A 15,363-nucleotide genomic window follows, 5' to 3' on the forward strand; every position below is an offset into this window, starting at 1 on the left:
CCAGTATCGCCGTAGAAAGCATCCAATACTTCTAAAAACATTCCTCGGAGCCCCCATCACTCCTCTGGTCTCGCTAAAATACTGCTGACCGATCGGAGGAGGCAGAGTGCCAGCTAGAGTCAGTATCGCCCTGGGGCAACACGTCAACATGTACCACTCCTACAGGGGTGACAATCCGCAATCCGAGGACGGGTTCGGCATCGATATCCAAGTGATCACTCAGACACTAAACCACCTGGAGCGTTACCCAGAAGTTCCACTTGATTGGGACTTCGACTGTTTCGAAACGCTTTCAGAACGCATCCCCCATCATGCTCCGGAACTGCTGACCCGGATCAGGACCCGGATCGCTGGAGGAGACAAGGTACGCCACATGGGTTGGGCAGGAGAGGCGATTGCGTGGTGCACTGACGACGAGTTCGTGGCGTCAATAACCAAATCTCGCGCCGTGATAAAAGAGGTGCTAGCCGATGACCCCGTCGATGGCATCTACCCCCAAGAATGCATGGTTACTCCAGACTTTCCAAGAATGATGACTCGAGCAGGCCTGCGATGGGTCAGCCTCTTCTACTCGGCCACTTCTTTTACTGCGTTCCGGCGCGAAGTTCAACTGACCCCGACACAACAATTCAATCCTTTGCGTTGGGTAACTCCGGACGGCTCGTGGGATGTGATTCTTCTCCCTATGTACCACCACGGGGATGTCTATGACCATGGGAGCTTGCGTGGCTTCGTGGACTGGATCCATAACAACGCAGAAGATGAAGCCCTCCTATATCTGTGCTTCGATGCAGATTCGCCTACGTGGCCCGCTCTCATTGCCCAACAGCTTCCTGAAGTGATCGATCTTCCATATGTGCGGTTCACTACGGCAGAACAGTACTTGGCATCGACCGATCCTGTGGCTACCGTCACTTTGACAAAAGACCTAGCGGATGGTGTATTTGACGGGTTCGGTTCGTGGTCGGAGAAGCCGCTAGCTTTCGAGCTTTTTACCACGGTGATGAGAGCCCGTCGACGTGACAACGTGGGCGCTGTTTACGATCCGGAGTCACGAAAGATTCGGGATGTTCACAGCGAGCTGGTGGAGAAAAAGCTTCGGCTCCTTGCAACCACACACTTCGGGCTCGCATCTCCGCACTTGCACCCCGACCGGGTCGCTTCCGCACGGCGAGCTGCTACCGAGCTAGAGGAGGTGTCCCGTAGAGAAGTCGAGGCTGCGAGGAATGGGAGCCGTGTCAAGCCCGGATTGGTAGCCAACGTGTGCAACGCCACCATCCGCACCGGCGACGGTATGCCTCTTCCTCCCCTAGCTCGACGCCGCATTCCCCGCCTTCCCAAGGCGGTAGGAACTCCAGACGGTCTCGCCACCGCCGCCGTCACTTTCGAGCTTATGGAAGACGGGCGGCCCGGGCCAGTAGTGTTGAGCGGCGTCCAAGTGGCAGGGTCCGGATGGCTGCGCTCTGGTTTTTTGGCCTCGGGAGTCCTTGCGGAAGCGCGTTTGGAACACGCGGTCGTCGACGGTGGGATCCGCCTGAGCGGTCCTTACCTGTGGCCCGATGGCTCGCCGGCAGGAGGAGGATGCGAGTTCACGCTGAGCGCTAGGGGAATCGCTCCGGTCCTTAGAGTCGATGTGAGGTGCGAGTTTCCTCAAGTTGAGGGTCTCACCGAAGTGTACCCGGCTGCCATATCTCCCGCCGTCGTAGGGCTTCCCCTCTATGTTTCGAGGTATACCTTCACTGACAAAATATTTACCTACGAGATTTTTGAGCCGACGGAAGCACTCAACAACCATGTCACCAACGGATGGGTTGCGATAAGCGATGGCTCTGTAGGTATGGTCATAGCTTTCGACACTACAGCTCTGGCCGGAGGGGCTTGTATGCCAATGAGAATAGATGAAGTAGAAGACGGGTTGGCGCCCCTCATCTCGGCATTTGGCACTTTGTGGGGAGAGCAGCCCTATCACTTCCCTGAATGGAGCGGCGGAACAGGGGAAGGACAGAAAATCGTCACCCAGGTAGGTCCCCAATTTAGGCCGTCGGCACCGGCATATGCTGGTGAGACACTTCGGTTCCGATTGGGAATACTTGGGTTCCACGGTGCAGTGCCGCCGGAGGAAACGGTCGAGTATGCACTAGGGGTATCCTTCCCTCCGGAGGCTCTCGGGTAAGGTGCACAAATGCACGGGCTCTAGACACCGTGCCCCTGTAGAGCTCTAGGTTGATCACACCAACCCCTCCTCGGGAAGCCGCCCAAGGATGAACTGTTCCAAACCTGAGAGCACAGTAACCACTGGCGACTCTCCAAGAGATCGCAACAGTTCATGGGCGCGCTGGAGCTCCAAAAGAGCGCGCTCTAGTGCCCGCTTCGTAGCGCCCGTACCGAGGAGAATCCTCCGTGCTTCATCGACGAAGCTTTCGATCTCAGTTGGAATATCGTAGCGGCGGCCTCCGTCGTCGCCCACGCGGACGAGAGCATGCTGTTCTTTCGCTACCCGTATGCGATCCAATAGCTCAGCCAGTCGCTTTGAGGAGTCGCCTCCCACCTCGAGGGCGTAGATGACCGGCAGAGTGTAGGTCCCTTCTATCATGTCGAGTCCTACAGGTTTACCTAGTCTTTGCGAGTCTCCCACGATGTCGAGAATATCGTCGACTACCTGAAACACCACACCCATACGATTGCCATACTCCGACAGTGTGTCGATGTCGTCCTCACTGATCGCCGCCACGATCCCTCCCAACGCTAAAGACGTGGAGATTAGGGAGGCTGTCTTGTTGGCTACGATCTCCATGTATCCATCGACATCGGCATCAAGATCGTAGGCCCGGGCCAATTCCAGCATCTGTCCGTAGACAATGGTCCCCAGGGTGCGTGCTAGAAGTTCGGAAGCTCGCTTACCCAGACGAGCGCCGATCTCTGATGCCCGAGCGAGCACGAAGTCGCCCGCTAGAATTGCTACCGAATTGCCCCAGTTGGCATTGACGCTGCTCTTTCCCCTTCGTGTCGGAGACTCGTCGATGACATCGTCATGGTAGAGGCTGCCTACATGGATGAGCTCGACAGCAACGGCGGCATCGATGGCCGGCTCGCTAATCGGACCCCCCAAGCGCGCCCCCAACAGAGCGAGAAGCGGTCGGACTCGCTTACCGCCCGCTTTGGCCAGATAAGAAATGATTTCCGAGTTCAATGGATCCGGGACGCGCGTCGCCTCGAGGATTTTTTCCTCTACCTGCCTTAGAGCTACTGCAACCTCGGGAAGCGCATCGAGGGCCGGATACGATGACTCTGAGGACACTTTGAAGTTATCTCCGAATTCCAATCCGACAATTGCTGGGCCTCTTTGCGATGGCCCTCAAGATACCCACGTAATTTAGAGCCTCAGGCCTGCTAACTACTAGCCAGATCCGCGGGGTACCGCCTTTGACCTCAAGCAATGAGGGACGATCGGCCCTTGGTCAAAAGCGTTTAGGTGTCGATAGCAATAATCGACAGTAGATATTTGTTGTCGATTCAGTGAAGTCCCATGAGGACTCAAAGTTTTATGAAAGGAAGTTCTAATCCGAATTTAGTGAACAGGGGCCCGTCTATAATGCGGGGAGTACCGCCTCTTCGAGGCAGGGGTTGGCCCCTGTCGAGGTAAGGGAGGAAAAGTTGTTCGAGCGCTTTACCGAGCGGGCGAGAAGAGTAGTTGTGCTAGCCCAAGAAGAGGCGCGTCTTCTCAACCACAACTACATCGGTACCGAGCACCTTTTGCTGGGACTCATACACGAGGGCGAGGGTGTCGCGGCCAAAGCTCTCGAGTCGTTGAACATTCGACTCGAGGACGTGAGGCACGAGGTCGAAGAGATGATTGGTCACGGCGCCAACGCACCCTCGGGTCACATTCCGTTTACTCCTCGGGCAAAGAAGGTGCTTGAGCTTTCTCTTCGTGAGGCTCTACAGCTTGGGCACAACTACATCGGTACAGAACACATCCTTCTAGGGCTGATCCGCGAGGGCGAGGGAGTTGCCGCTCAGGTTCTTCAGAAGCTGGGTGCGGACCTATCGAGGGTGCGCCAGCAGGTTATCCAACTGCTCTCAGGCTACGGGGCTACAAAAGAGGCCACAGCCGGAGAAGCGCCCTCGGCTGGAAGCCCCGTATTGGATCAGTTCGGGCGGAACCTTACTCAGATGGCCCGAGAAGGCAAGCTCGACCCCGTGATCGGCAGAGAGCGTGAGATTGAGCGAGTGATGCAGATCCTCTCTCGGCGCACCAAGAACAATCCTGTTCTCATAGGCGAGCCCGGCGTTGGCAAGACCGCCATTGTCGAAGGGCTCGCTCAGAGAATAGTGAACAAGCAGGTCCCGGATCTGCTCGAGAACAAGCAGATATACACGCTTGACTTGGGCGCTTTAGTGGCAGGAAGTCGTTATCGCGGCGACTTTGAGGAGCGCCTAAAGAAGGTCCTAAAGGAGATAAAAAGCCGAGGCGACATAATTCTATTCATAGACGAGCTGCACACCCTTGTCGGTGCCGGTGCTGCCGAGGGCGCAATAGACGCCGCCTCCATCTTGAAACCGATGTTGGCTCGAGGTGAGCTTCAGACAATTGGGGCCACAACGCTCGACGAGTACCGCAAGCATTTGGAGAAGGATGCGGCCCTCGAGCGACGTTTTCAGCCTATAAAGGTTGAGGAGTCCACAGTCTCGCACACCGTAGAGATCCTCAAAGGTCTTCGAGACCGATACGAGCAACACCACCAGGCAAAGATTACCGACCGGGCGATCGTGGCTGCGGCCAACTTGGCTGATCGCTACATTGCAGATAGATTCCTGCCAGACAAGGCGATAGATCTGGTAGACGAGGCCGGAAGTCGCTTGAGGCTGCGCCGTATGTCGATGCCCGAGGAGTACAAAGAGCTCGAGAGCAAGATTTCTGCTATCCACAAAGAAAAAGAGCGCGCTGTCGAGCAGCAGGACTTCGAAGAAGCAGCAAGGCTCAGGGATGAAGAAAAGAAGTTTCTCGAAGAGAAGGCGGCTAAAGAAGAGGAGTGGAAGAAGCAGGGGATCGATCTCTTTGACGTAATAGACGAGGAAGAGATCGCCGAGGTCCTCTCGCAGTGGACGGGCATTCCGGTGTACAAGCTGACCGAGGAGGAGACCGCAAAGCTCCTCCGAATGGAAGAGGAATTGCACCATCGCATAATCGGCCAGAACGAGGCCATCGAGGCCGTATCAAAAGCCATACGCCGCACCAGAGCGGGGCTCAAAGACCCTAAGAGGCCTGCTGGATCGTTCATCTTTCTGGGTCCATCGGGAGTCGGCAAGACCGAGACCGCCAAAGCTCTCGCCGAATTTCTCTTCGGGGATGAGTCCCATCTGATACAGCTCGACATGAGCGAGTACATGGAAAAGCACACGGTCTCGCGCCTGGTCGGATCCCCCCCAGGATACGTGGGTTACGAAGAGGGAGGGCAGCTTGCCGAGGCGGTTAGGAGAAAGCCGTTTTCGGTGGTGCTCTTTGACGAGATTGAAAAGGCCCACCCAGACGTCTTCAACACGCTGCTGCAAATCCTCGAGGATGGTCGACTCACCGATGCTCAGGGACGGACGGTCGACTTCAAAAACACGATCATCATCATGACGTCGAACCTGGGCACGTCTGATCTGAGGAAAGTAGCGCTCGGCTTCCAAAAAGCCGATGGCCAGGTCAGCTACGAGAAGATGAAGGAGCGCGTGCACGAAGCGCTGAAACGCGCCTTCAAGCCAGAGTTCTTGAACCGCATTGACGAGATCATCGTCTTTAGGGAGCTGACACCCGACGAAGTAAAACAAATCGTCGACTTGATGATCGTGAGAGTGAAAGACCAGCTCGCTAGCCAGGACATTGGCCTTGAGCTTACGGATGCGGCGCGCTCTTTCCTTGCAGAGAAAGGGTTCGATCCTCAGTTAGGAGCACGGCCACTCCGACGTGCAATACAAAGGCTTGTAGAGGATCCGCTCTCGGAGAAGGTGCTGTGGAAAGAGTTTTCGGCAGGCGACACTGTAGTTGTCGATGTCGAAGGCGAAGGGGAAGACCGCAAGATCACACTGAAAAGCTTGGAGTCGGTAGGCAATCCCGTCGAGAAAGGCGGCACCGAGGGAGCGCATGGTCCGGTTCCGGTGGGGGGTACTTCTGCAGGCAGCAACGCTAACGGGAGCAGCGAACCGTCGTCGGACTGAGCCTGCCCTTTGCGTTCGCTCAGTTATACTTCCACCATCTAAGGGGTCACAAGAAAATCCCCCACTCTTACAACTCGGGAGGTAGCGGTGTCGTATAGGAAGATACTCGCAGGTGTCGACGGGTCGCCCACATCTCTTAAAGCCGCTCAGCGAGCCGTGGAGCTGGCGAAAGAAGTCGGGGCCAAAGTTACCTTGATATCGGTGGGAGAGCACGGTCGCAAGTATGTCTCCGATGCATCCGATCGTTTCGAGGGATCTGGAGTGCACATCGACACGATAGTGGACACCGGAGACCCCGCCGACGTCATCTTAGAGACCGCCCAAGATGGCGACTACGACCTAATAGTCGTTGGGAACAAAGGCATGAGTGGCGTGAACCGCTTCCTCCTCGGGTCCGTTCCCTCCAAGATCAGTCACCACAGTCCTTGCGACGTCCTTATCGTGCATACGACGGGGTGACTCGCTCCACCAAAGAAGCTGGACCGAGGTTTGATCGTAGATGGCGTCGCAAAAAGACATTGCCGTAAAACGGTAGGGTCTGTCGCCGCAGCGGGCTGAGCCCTACATTATCATCTTGTCACGGCTGAATTCGACGGCTACATCGACGGCGCGCTTTTGCCCGCTTGTAGTATTTCTTGCATCGACTGTTCTACTGTTCGGCTGCAAATCTAAGGTGAGCGCTGTCGTTGAGGTCGGGCCAAGCGGATCATCGGATGTCACTCTCGCATTCTTCGCAGACAAAGAGGCTGCGGACGTGTCAAAAAAGGTGACTGGCAAACCCCTTCTTTCCATGCTCGACTTCCAGCCCCTCACCGCAACCGGGTGGTCATTCCTGTCGACATCGTCATCCTTGCTTCGGCCTCGATGGGTGACGGACTCCGTTGTTCTGTATCGACGCGTGAACAGACCCCAGGAACTTTCTTCGGCGCTAGCATCGATTGCGGTCGGCGGTGCTCCCGTTTTCGATGGATTTGAGCTGGAATCGAGAAACCGCGTTCTTTTCAAGACCTACACTTTGAAGGGGACCGTCCGCCTCCCTTCGTTGGAAGTACTACTTCCCCCACTGCCTTCGGCGCTCAGCGACACGATTTTCAAGCAAAAAACACCTGAGACGAGCCCCCAGGAGCCTTCGGGTCCACCACTGGAGCTCGAGATCGAGGTGCGGATGCCAGGAAGGGCGTCGGTTCTCAGCAGCTACACCGAAGCTCGCGCTACCGGTTTTGTTTGGCGTGTCATGCCAGGAGAGACTCGAGAAGTCTTCATTCGATCCGAAACACTAGAGACAAGCCGGATCGCGTTGTGGTCTTTGAGCTTCGGCTCCGGCGTAGTGGCGGTGGCCTTTTACATTGCCGCCCGCCGGCGCAGGGCCTCCACGTCCTTGAGGACGTAATACCTGCCCCTCCGCTCCAAGAACCCCATCGAAGCGAATGACGACAACGCCCGGTTGACACCCTCTCTAGTCGCTCCGATCATAGCCGCCAGCTCTTCTTGAGTAAGCGGGATGCGGATCCGTACCCCCTCGGCGGTTTGCGTCCCCTGAGTTTCGCCCAACTCTAATAGACGCTTCGCTAGCCGGCCCGGAACGTCCAAGAAGGCAGCGTCCGCCACTGCCTCGTCCGCCTTGCGCAGCCGTGACGCAAGAACTTTTAGTAGTTCCCACCCAACCGTCGGATGCTCAAGAACAAAGGATCTGAGAGAAGCAGCCGAAAGCATGTACAGCTCCGTGGGTTCTGCGGCTCTTGCCTCTCCCGATCGTGGCTTGCCGTCCAAGGCCGATAGTTCTCCGATAACGTCGAAGGGGCCCAGTAGGGCGACCTGCACCTCCCGTCCGTCCACCGATCTAGTCAGAATTCGGACAGCACCAGAAGCGATTATGTAAAGGTAAGAACCGACCGAACCCTCCAGAAATAAAGTCTCTCCGGCTCTCAGGCGCTTCCTCTTGAGCAGCTTCGCAAGCTTCGCTAACTCCGATGAAGACAGCTGTGAGAACAGGGGGACCTTTACTAGAAGGTCGACAACCTCCGCCGATAATTGCTTCGATTCAGTCATCACTCCTACACCAACTGCACTCAAGAGGAGGGCTCGATTGGCGGGCGCGTGGCAAGAGGCCCGTCGAGCATAATAGGTTTTTGTTCGCCGCGCTAGCGATTCCTCTACTCCCTTCATTCCAATGAGACGTATCCAAATTTCCCGGGGAACTTTGTGAAGATTTTCACAGAACCCACGGGCATTAAGGCTCATAGTTAAAGGTGTGACGCGGAAATACAGCTGTCGTTTCCCCGGCGACAGCGCGTGTTCCCCGGAGACCCCGCCTCCCCGGCGGAAAAGAAAAAGACCTCTCCGAGCGCACCGCCGCCGCTCCCCGGCACCTTTGGCGGCGGTGCGCACTTTTTTTCACGCTTTTTGCGTATCACGCTTTTGAAGCACCTCATTTGTCGCTTTGTCGGTGCAGCGCCATTACTAGTCGTATTGCCGCAATCGCTTTGTTTAGTGACCGCTCTTCGGCTTTTTACTTACCAGCAACTCCCAGGTCACAGCGGTCGCAGTGGAATCCCCTGATAGATACTGGTATCGTCAAATGTGAAAAATTGCTTGGTTTCCGCATCTTGATCCACTTGGGCGAATTACGGGTTGGAGATTCCGAGGTCACACGAGGTCACATATGGGATACAAAATCGGAGACAAGGTCGTATATCCCCATCACGGGGCCGCCGTAATCCAGAAAAGAGAGCGGCGCGTACTGGACGGAAAACGCCGTAGCTATCTGGTCCTGAGGCTTGCATCTTCGGACCTGACCCTTATGGTTCCAGAGGACAAAACGGAAGACATCGGGATTCGCCAAGTCATCAGCAAGGAAGATGTCAAAAAAGTCTTCAAGGTTTTCAAACAGCCCGACAACTCCCCTTCGACTAATTGGAGCCGCCGGTACAAAGCCAACATTGAAAAGCTGAAGTCTGGCGACGTATTCGAGGTCGCCGAGGTTGTCAGGAACCTCGCGATTCGGGACAAAGAGAGAGGGCTTTCGACCGGAGAGCGGCGCATGTTTTCGAGAGCCAAGGAGATATTGGTTTCGGAGTTGTGTTTCGCCCTTAACTGTGACCCGGAGCAGGCAGAGCGAGAACTGGAAAAGCACCTTCCCTGAGTGTTTATTCTCCCCCTACTAACTTGCATATGATTACTGATCCCGAGAGTCTGGCCTGCCCGTGTTTGTCGCTGGCTTCTAGCCGTTCCGAACCATCATTAGAGCAAAAGCAGTATTTTTCGGTGAGACTCCCCCCAGGCGGAGCGAGACCGAGCGTCTTCTTCTTTCAGTCTATGGATAGAAGGAGGATCATTTATCCAGAAGGGTGCAAGCCTCGATAACAGCTGAGGCTACACTTTTTCTGTTAGCAATTATTGGCGGTCACAAGCCAGGAGCAGGGCCGCCAGGCGCCAGGGATATATGCGGCAGGGACCGCGAGCTATGTTCGTCGAAATCGTACGATTGTTCATCATTATCGCCCTCACGGCGCTTGGGCTTGCAGTGAGCCAGCGGATCCGCGTCCCGGAGGAGGGCTCGCACGCTTCCCGCTACTTTACGATCGTTCTTGGGGCCGCTATAGGCTACGTGCTCGGAGGCGTCGTCGGAAGGTTTCTAGATCGGTTTTTTGGAACCGTAGAAAGGCGTATTGACGAGTCCAATCCTGGCCAGCTGTTCGCCGGATTCATTGGCGCCTTAGTAGGAGCGCTTTTTGGGATCGTAGCGTCTATTCCAGCGTTTTTTCTCGCGCCCTGGTGGGTGGCATATCCGGTAGCAGCGTTCCTGATGTGGGTGGGTGGATCTTTCGGTTTCCGAATTTTCTCTCGTAGATCGGAGGCTTTGCTCTCGATGGCGGGACTGTCGTCTAAGCCTTACGTCAGAGCCTCGTCGTACCATACAGTAGGTGACCCCAACTCGTTTCTTCTTGACACCTCGGCCCTTATAGACGGCCGAATACTCGACATTGTCCAATCTGGTTTTTTACGGGGTACATTCCTCGTTACTCCTGCTGTCCTTGAAGAGCTACAGGGTCTTGCCGATGCAGCCGACTCCGGGCGCCGGCGTAAAGGGAGGCGCGGTCTTCATGTCCTAGAGCTACTTCGGGAACAACCCCGTGTCGACGTGCTGGTTTTGGATGAGGACGTGCCTCAGCACCAGGATGTAGACGCCAAACTTCTGTCACTCGCTCGAGACATGCGGATCAGCCTGGTGACGACCGACTCCAATCTCCAACGCGTCGCCGAGCTCCAGGGAATCACGGTTCTAAATCCAAACAGGCTCGCTACGAGCCTCAGGCCTTCCAAGTTGCCGGGGGACGTCATGGTTCTCGCCATCAAGAAGGAAGGCGAGCAGCCCGACCAGGGGGTTGGGTATTTGGACGACGGCACCATGGTAGTGGTGGAGCACGCCGCTAGCGCGGTTGGGTCCGAAATCGAGGTCCAGATAACTTCGTCCACCCAGACGTCGAGAGGGCGCATGCTTTTCGCCATCCCTACTAGCCGCACCGAAGCGGGTGTCCAGGCCGATGCGGGCGAGCGCTCCTCCGGTGAGACACGTTCGACAGTCCACTGAAATCCAGTGAAGGTAGCACTTGTCATTGCCGCCGCCGGCGAGTCAGCGAGACTCCCTGGCTCAGAGCCCAAGCAGTTCCGGCCGCTGTTTGGGTTGCCCCTAGTGGAGTGGACGCTGAGAAAGGCTACAGATATAGAAGCCGTGGGCGCGGTCATAACGGTCGTCCCTCCTGGATGGCAAAAGTGGCTGGAATCGGCAAAAATCTTCGGCCTTCGCGATGCAGGCCTTGCTTGTTACGTGGTAAGGGGGGGCAAAAACCGTTACCAATCAGTTCGGATCGGGTTGGAAGAGGCAGTACGGCGAGGCTTCAGTGCCGCTTTAGTGCACGACGCCGCCCGCCCGTTCGCCTCGGTGGATTTGTTTCAGCGGGTAGCCTTACAGCTAGAGGCGGGAGCCCTTGCAGTTGCTCCCTCTATAGCTATGAGCGATACGGTGAGGCTAGTACAGGAGGGCGGGGTCGTCTCGACCGTTCCTAGAGAACTACTAAGGCGGGTCCAAACTCCCCAGGGACTGATAATCCCAGAGGTGCTCAAGGCTTTCGACTCTGTGACTTCGCTTTCGAAAAGCCTTCGCTCAATCGAGCCCACCGACGACGTTGCGATGGCCGAAGCTGCCGGGTTGGACGTTCACCTTGTTGAGGGTGAAGCACTAAACCTCAAGATCACCTACGAGGAAGATTGGGCTGTGGCAGAAGCTCTGGTGGCCCAGGGAGTGGTGCCACTTCCTTCGGGGCAAGCCGAGGCTCGGCTTGCTTCTAAACAAGTGCGCTCTGCCCCCGTACCCCACCGGGCGCTTTGCGGAGTAGGTTTCGATGCCCACAGGCTAGAAAGTGGAATTCCTCTCGTATTGGGTGGTGCGAGACTGGCATATCCAAAAGGACTTCGTGGTCACTCTGACGGAGATGTAGCTTCGCATGCTGTGGCCGACGCACTGCTGGGCGCAGCAAGACTTGGGGACATCGGTATTCTGTACCCGTCCTCCGACCCAAGAAACAAAGGGCGCAAGAGCACAGAGTTTCTCGAGGAGATTTGTGGAATGCTTCGTCAACAATGTCTGGAGCCGTACTTCGTGGATGTCACCGTCATAGCCGAGGAGCCGAAGATCGCCCCTCATGCGGCCGATATAGCTAGCTCCCTTGCCAGGGCGCTCTCTATGGATATCTCCTCGGTGTCTGTAAAGGCAACCACTACGGACGGGCTCGGCATTACCGGACGCGGAGAAGGTATAGCGGCGTTAGCCACGGCGGTTCTCCGTCCGTGTGATGCGAAATCTTTTGAGATTAGCGAGGCCGAATGAGGATCTACTCCACTCTCGCTCGGGAAAAAGTAGAGTTTCTCCCTCGAGAGGAGGGGAAGGTCGCTATGTATGTCTGCGGACCAACGGTGTACGACGCCCCCCACTTGGGCCACGCACGCTCCGCGCTCTCGTTCGACGTCATTCGCCGATATCTCGAGTACCGCGGCTATGACGTCTCGTTTGTGATGAACTACACCGACGTCGACGACAAGATAATCCAAAGGGCTTCCACGGAGGGAGTTACGGCCAAAGAAATCGCGAACCGCTACATCGAAGTGTGGAACGAATCGATGGCTGCCCTTGGGATAGAGCGGCCCACGATTGCTCCGAGGGCCACAGAACACATCGACGGCATGATCGAGATGATTTCGGAGCTGGTCAAGTCGGGTCACGCTTATGCCGTGGAAGGCGACGTGTACTTCTCTATCGAAACCTACCCGCGCTATGGAGAGCTTTCTGGAAAGAACATAGAGGAGCTGAGAGCCGGGGCCAGAGTCGAGCCCGGAGAGAATAAACGACACCCCCTCGACTTTGCTCTATGGAAAAGCTTCGAAGGAGATCCGTCTTGGGACAGTCCGTGGGGCAAAGGTAGGCCTGGCTGGCACATCGAGTGCTCCGTCATGTCGCTGCGGTTCCTAGGAGATGGATTCGACATCCACGGGGGTGGGCAGGATCTCGTTTTTCCCCATCACGAAAACGAGAGAGCCCAGGCCGAAGCCGCAGGACACACCTTCGCACGGGTCTGGATGCACGCCGGCCTTGTCAACCTAGGCGGCGAGAAGATGGCCAAATCCACGGGTAACTACGTTACTCTCGCGGAGGCTTTGACTAGGCACCGCCCTGAGGCCTTCAGAATGCTAACCCTCCGATCCCACTACCGAAGCCCACTAGATTTCGGGGCAGATCAGATCGAGCAGGCCGAGGCTGCCCTCGCTCGCATAGAAGACTTTTATTTCAGGGCCAGTAGCGCCACGACAAGCCATGAGAGCAAGTCCGAGACGCACGATGTCCCTCCTCGCATTCGAAGCCAGATCGACAGCTATCGCAAAGCGTTCACCTCAGCTATGGACGACGACTTCAATACTCCTGCAGCCTTGGCAGTAGTATTCGAAGTTATAAAGGCTGGAAACCACGACATCAACTCCGGATCAGGACATTCCGTCAAAGAAGCATACGCATCCCTCGTGAGCGAGCTTCTGTCATCGGTAGGACTCGATCTTGATCCGACATCGGCAAGAAGTACGAGTCATAGAGCCGACATTTCGGATCGACTCGTAGAGACAGTTTTGGAACTGCGGGAATCTCTACGTGCAGCGAGGATGTTCGATCTGGCAGATAAGGCTCGGGCACGCCTCGAAGAGCTCGGCGTGTCCGTGGAGGATACACCTTCTGGGCCACGGTGGCGATGGTCACGTGGAGATTGACTCCTGCCAGAGAGCGAGGAGTTGCGCCTGCGATGGCCAGCAGGTGCGTGCTTCGGTGTGCTGGTGTAGCTCAGTCGGTAGAGCAAGCGACTTGTAATCGCTAGGTCGTCGGTTCGACTCCGACCACCAGCTCGGTCTGGAAAACTCAAGGGTGCGCGCGAGTCAAGTTCTTGCCGACATCAACACATCGCGAGATACTTCCGATCTATGGGCCGAAATTCAAGTGTTGACTCTGAAACCGAGAACGCGATAGACACCTCTAGCGATTTTTCTCGAGCGTTGCAGATTTCAGCATGGGCACGGTATCTCCCCACTATTGGAAGGGGTCTAATATTCTCGGCGCTTGCACCTCTTCTGAGAAACGTGTCTCAAGCTTGGGAACGGAAATATCCGACCCTCTTCGAATTAGCCGAGAGAGCTCAGGTATCGCTGCAGCGGGCGGCGACCTGCTCGGGTGTGATGTTCTCGATCAACCAGGGAATACCGCTGTTCGTTCATGCTGGTACCTACGAGACGGCCAGCTATGGCCTTCAAAGCTACGAACCGTTTACGAGGGAGATTTTTACCTACCTTGTAAAGCCGGGTGCTCGGGTCTTGGACTTGGGCGCTCAGTTTGGGCTCTATACGATCCTGGCCGCCCGTAAAGCCAAAGGAGGACAAATCGTAGCGTTCGAGCCGGAGCCCCAGAATTTCGCTCTCTTACAACTCAACGTTCGCTTCAACAGGGTGGCCGAAAGAGTTGTAGCACACCGTCTAGCGGTTGGCGAAAGGGCATCCATTGTCGACTTGTTTGTCTATGAGGACTCCGACTCTCATTCCATCCACAGACACCCCGAGGCCAAAGTCAGAGCCGTTCTCCGACAAGACGTCGTCTCGATAGACGAGTTTCTAGGCGTACCCACCTTCGACCTTATAAAGATGGATATAGAGGGTCACGAGCCGTATGCAATCAAAGGCATGCAAAAGACTCTAGAAAAAAGCGACGACGTTGTTCTCATCTGCGAGATGGCCCCGGAGTATCTGAAAAGGGCGGGCGTAGACCCGGGTGATTTTTTAGCACAGCTGTCTTTTTTGGGTTTTGATCCTAAGTTCATTGACGAAGAAAAAAGGGTGGTCCGCGCTATCGATCCCGAATTCCTGACCGAGGGGCATCCTGGTAGAGCCGCAAACCTACTGTGTAGACGTAGATAGATACCCCGCAACTCTGTGGTACGGAGTATATATGGGACGATTGCATGATGGCAGCCCCACCCTATTTGGAAGCACTTCCGCGTCCTAATGCGTATTCCCAGCGTGGATAATGAGTCTGGAAAACGTGGCGGAGTGACTGCGGGCCCGCGTACCTGCGCTGTACGGTTTGCACTCGTACCGGCAGCCGTCGAGGCGTTGCGGCAGCTGCCATCCGGGCGCTACAAAAAACGGTGTCGCCCTCAACGTCCCGACCGGCGACAACAACGCGGTGACGCCAGTGATCGCCGACAAGGTTGGGCTGGAGACCCGCGGCTTGCTCCGGGACAGCGTTGTTGAGAGGGCCGTCACGGCGGCCCACTTTTGGAAAAGGGCTAAGCCCCGTCGGCGGGGTCCCGAGTTTGCCTGCTAAGCCTGGCTTCCAGCCGGTCCAATCGGGCCAGGACCTCCTCCACCGGGGTAGGGAGACGGGGGATCACGGTGATGGTCCCACTTGTCTCCAGAACCACCTGGTCGCACTCCTCCACCGAAGAGATTCCCTGGCGACGGATCGCGGCTAGCAGCTCGTCCTCAGTTATCAGCTCGCGGCGCAAATTCTCGGGAATAACCCGACCATGCCGGACCAGCCAGACGGGACCTCCTTCCAGCCTGCGCTCTAGG

Annotated in this window: 12 protein-coding genes and 1 tRNA gene; 10 read left to right on the plus strand and 3 right to left on the minus strand. The window is 56.3% G+C overall.

What is annotated here, in order from left to right:
• Positions 1 to 106 precede the first annotated feature (106 nt).
• Complete coding sequence (locus C4318_04925; GenBank protein MER3454486.1) at positions 107 to 2,173, plus strand: hypothetical protein; 2,067 nt, start codon at positions 107 to 109, stop codon at positions 2,171 to 2,173.
• A 54-nt stretch (positions 2,174 to 2,227) separates the two neighbouring features.
• Here the strand turns inward: C4318_04925 and C4318_04930 are convergent, their stop codons facing one another.
• The gene (locus tag C4318_04930; protein MER3454487.1) at positions 2,228 to 3,331 is read right to left on the minus strand and encodes a geranylgeranyl pyrophosphate synthase; all 1,104 of its coding nucleotides are present in this window, start codon (positions 3,329 to 3,331) and stop codon (positions 2,228 to 2,230) included.
• 323 nt (positions 3,332 to 3,654) lie between these two features.
• Here C4318_04930 and C4318_04935 point away from each other — a divergent pair, with 323 nt between their 5' ends.
• The 3 genes from C4318_04935 to C4318_04945 all read left to right on the plus strand — a co-directional run bounded on the left by C4318_04935 (position 3,655) and on the right by C4318_04945 (position 7,594).
• A complete protein-coding gene (locus tag C4318_04935) occupies positions 3,655 to 6,204 on the plus strand; it encodes an NDP-hexose 4-ketoreductase (protein MER3454488.1) in 2,550 nt (849 codons plus the stop codon).
• Positions 6,205 to 6,306: 102 nt separating this feature from the next.
• Positions 6,307 to 6,663, plus strand: a complete 357-nt coding sequence (locus tag C4318_04940; protein MER3454489.1) for a universal stress protein — start codon at positions 6,307 to 6,309, stop codon at positions 6,661 to 6,663.
• Between the two features lie 115 nt (positions 6,664 to 6,778).
• Entirely contained in the window at positions 6,779 to 7,594 is an 816-nt protein-coding gene (locus C4318_04945; GenBank protein ID MER3454490.1) for a hypothetical protein, read from the plus strand.
• On the opposite strand, the gene C4318_04950 is transcribed toward C4318_04945, so the two are convergent.
• Entirely contained in the window at positions 7,546 to 8,592 is a 1,047-nt protein-coding gene (locus tag C4318_04950; GenBank protein MER3454491.1) for a hypothetical protein, read from the minus strand. The genes C4318_04945 and C4318_04950 overlap by 49 nt on opposite strands.
• A 274-nt stretch (positions 8,593 to 8,866) precedes the next feature.
• Here C4318_04950 and C4318_04955 point away from each other — a divergent pair, with 274 nt between their 5' ends.
• From C4318_04955 to C4318_04980, 6 genes are all read left to right on the plus strand, one after another.
• Entirely contained in the window at positions 8,867 to 9,346 is a 480-nt protein-coding gene (locus C4318_04955; protein ID MER3454492.1) for a CarD family transcriptional regulator, read from the plus strand.
• A 300-nt stretch (positions 9,347 to 9,646) separates the two neighbouring features.
• Positions 9,647 to 10,795 carry a twitching motility protein PilT gene (locus C4318_04960; protein ID MER3454493.1) on the plus strand — a complete coding sequence of 383 codons (1,149 nt, stop codon included), beginning with the start codon at positions 9,647 to 9,649 and terminating at the stop codon, positions 10,793 to 10,795.
• 6 nt (positions 10,796 to 10,801) lie between these two features.
• On the plus strand, positions 10,802 to 12,091 hold the full coding sequence (ispF, locus tag C4318_04965; GenBank protein MER3454494.1) for a 2-C-methyl-D-erythritol 2,4-cyclodiphosphate synthase: 1,290 nt from the start codon (positions 10,802 to 10,804) through the stop codon (positions 12,089 to 12,091).
• The gene (locus tag C4318_04970) at positions 12,088 to 13,515 is read left to right on the plus strand and encodes a cysteine--tRNA ligase (GenBank protein MER3454495.1); all 1,428 of its coding nucleotides are present in this window, start codon (positions 12,088 to 12,090) and stop codon (positions 13,513 to 13,515) included. The genes ispF and C4318_04970 overlap by 4 nt, the downstream gene beginning before the upstream one ends.
• A 59-nt stretch (positions 13,516 to 13,574) precedes the next feature.
• Positions 13,575 to 13,647 (plus strand) — tRNA-Thr (locus C4318_04975).
• Between the two features lie 75 nt (positions 13,648 to 13,722).
• Positions 13,723 to 14,706, plus strand: coding sequence for a hypothetical protein (locus C4318_04980; GenBank protein MER3454496.1), 984 nt, complete (start codon positions 13,723 to 13,725; stop codon positions 14,704 to 14,706).
• Positions 14,707 to 15,077: 371 nt separating this feature from the next.
• Here the strand turns inward: C4318_04980 and C4318_04985 are convergent, their stop codons facing one another.
• A complete protein-coding gene (locus C4318_04985) occupies positions 15,078 to 15,296 on the minus strand; it encodes a hypothetical protein (GenBank protein MER3454497.1) in 219 nt (72 codons plus the stop codon).
• Positions 15,297 to 15,363: the final 67 nt, after the last annotated feature.

The organism is Acidimicrobiia bacterium (assembly GCA_040289475.1).
Classification (GTDB): Bacteria; Actinomycetota; Acidimicrobiia; order ATN3; family PSLF01; genus PSLF01.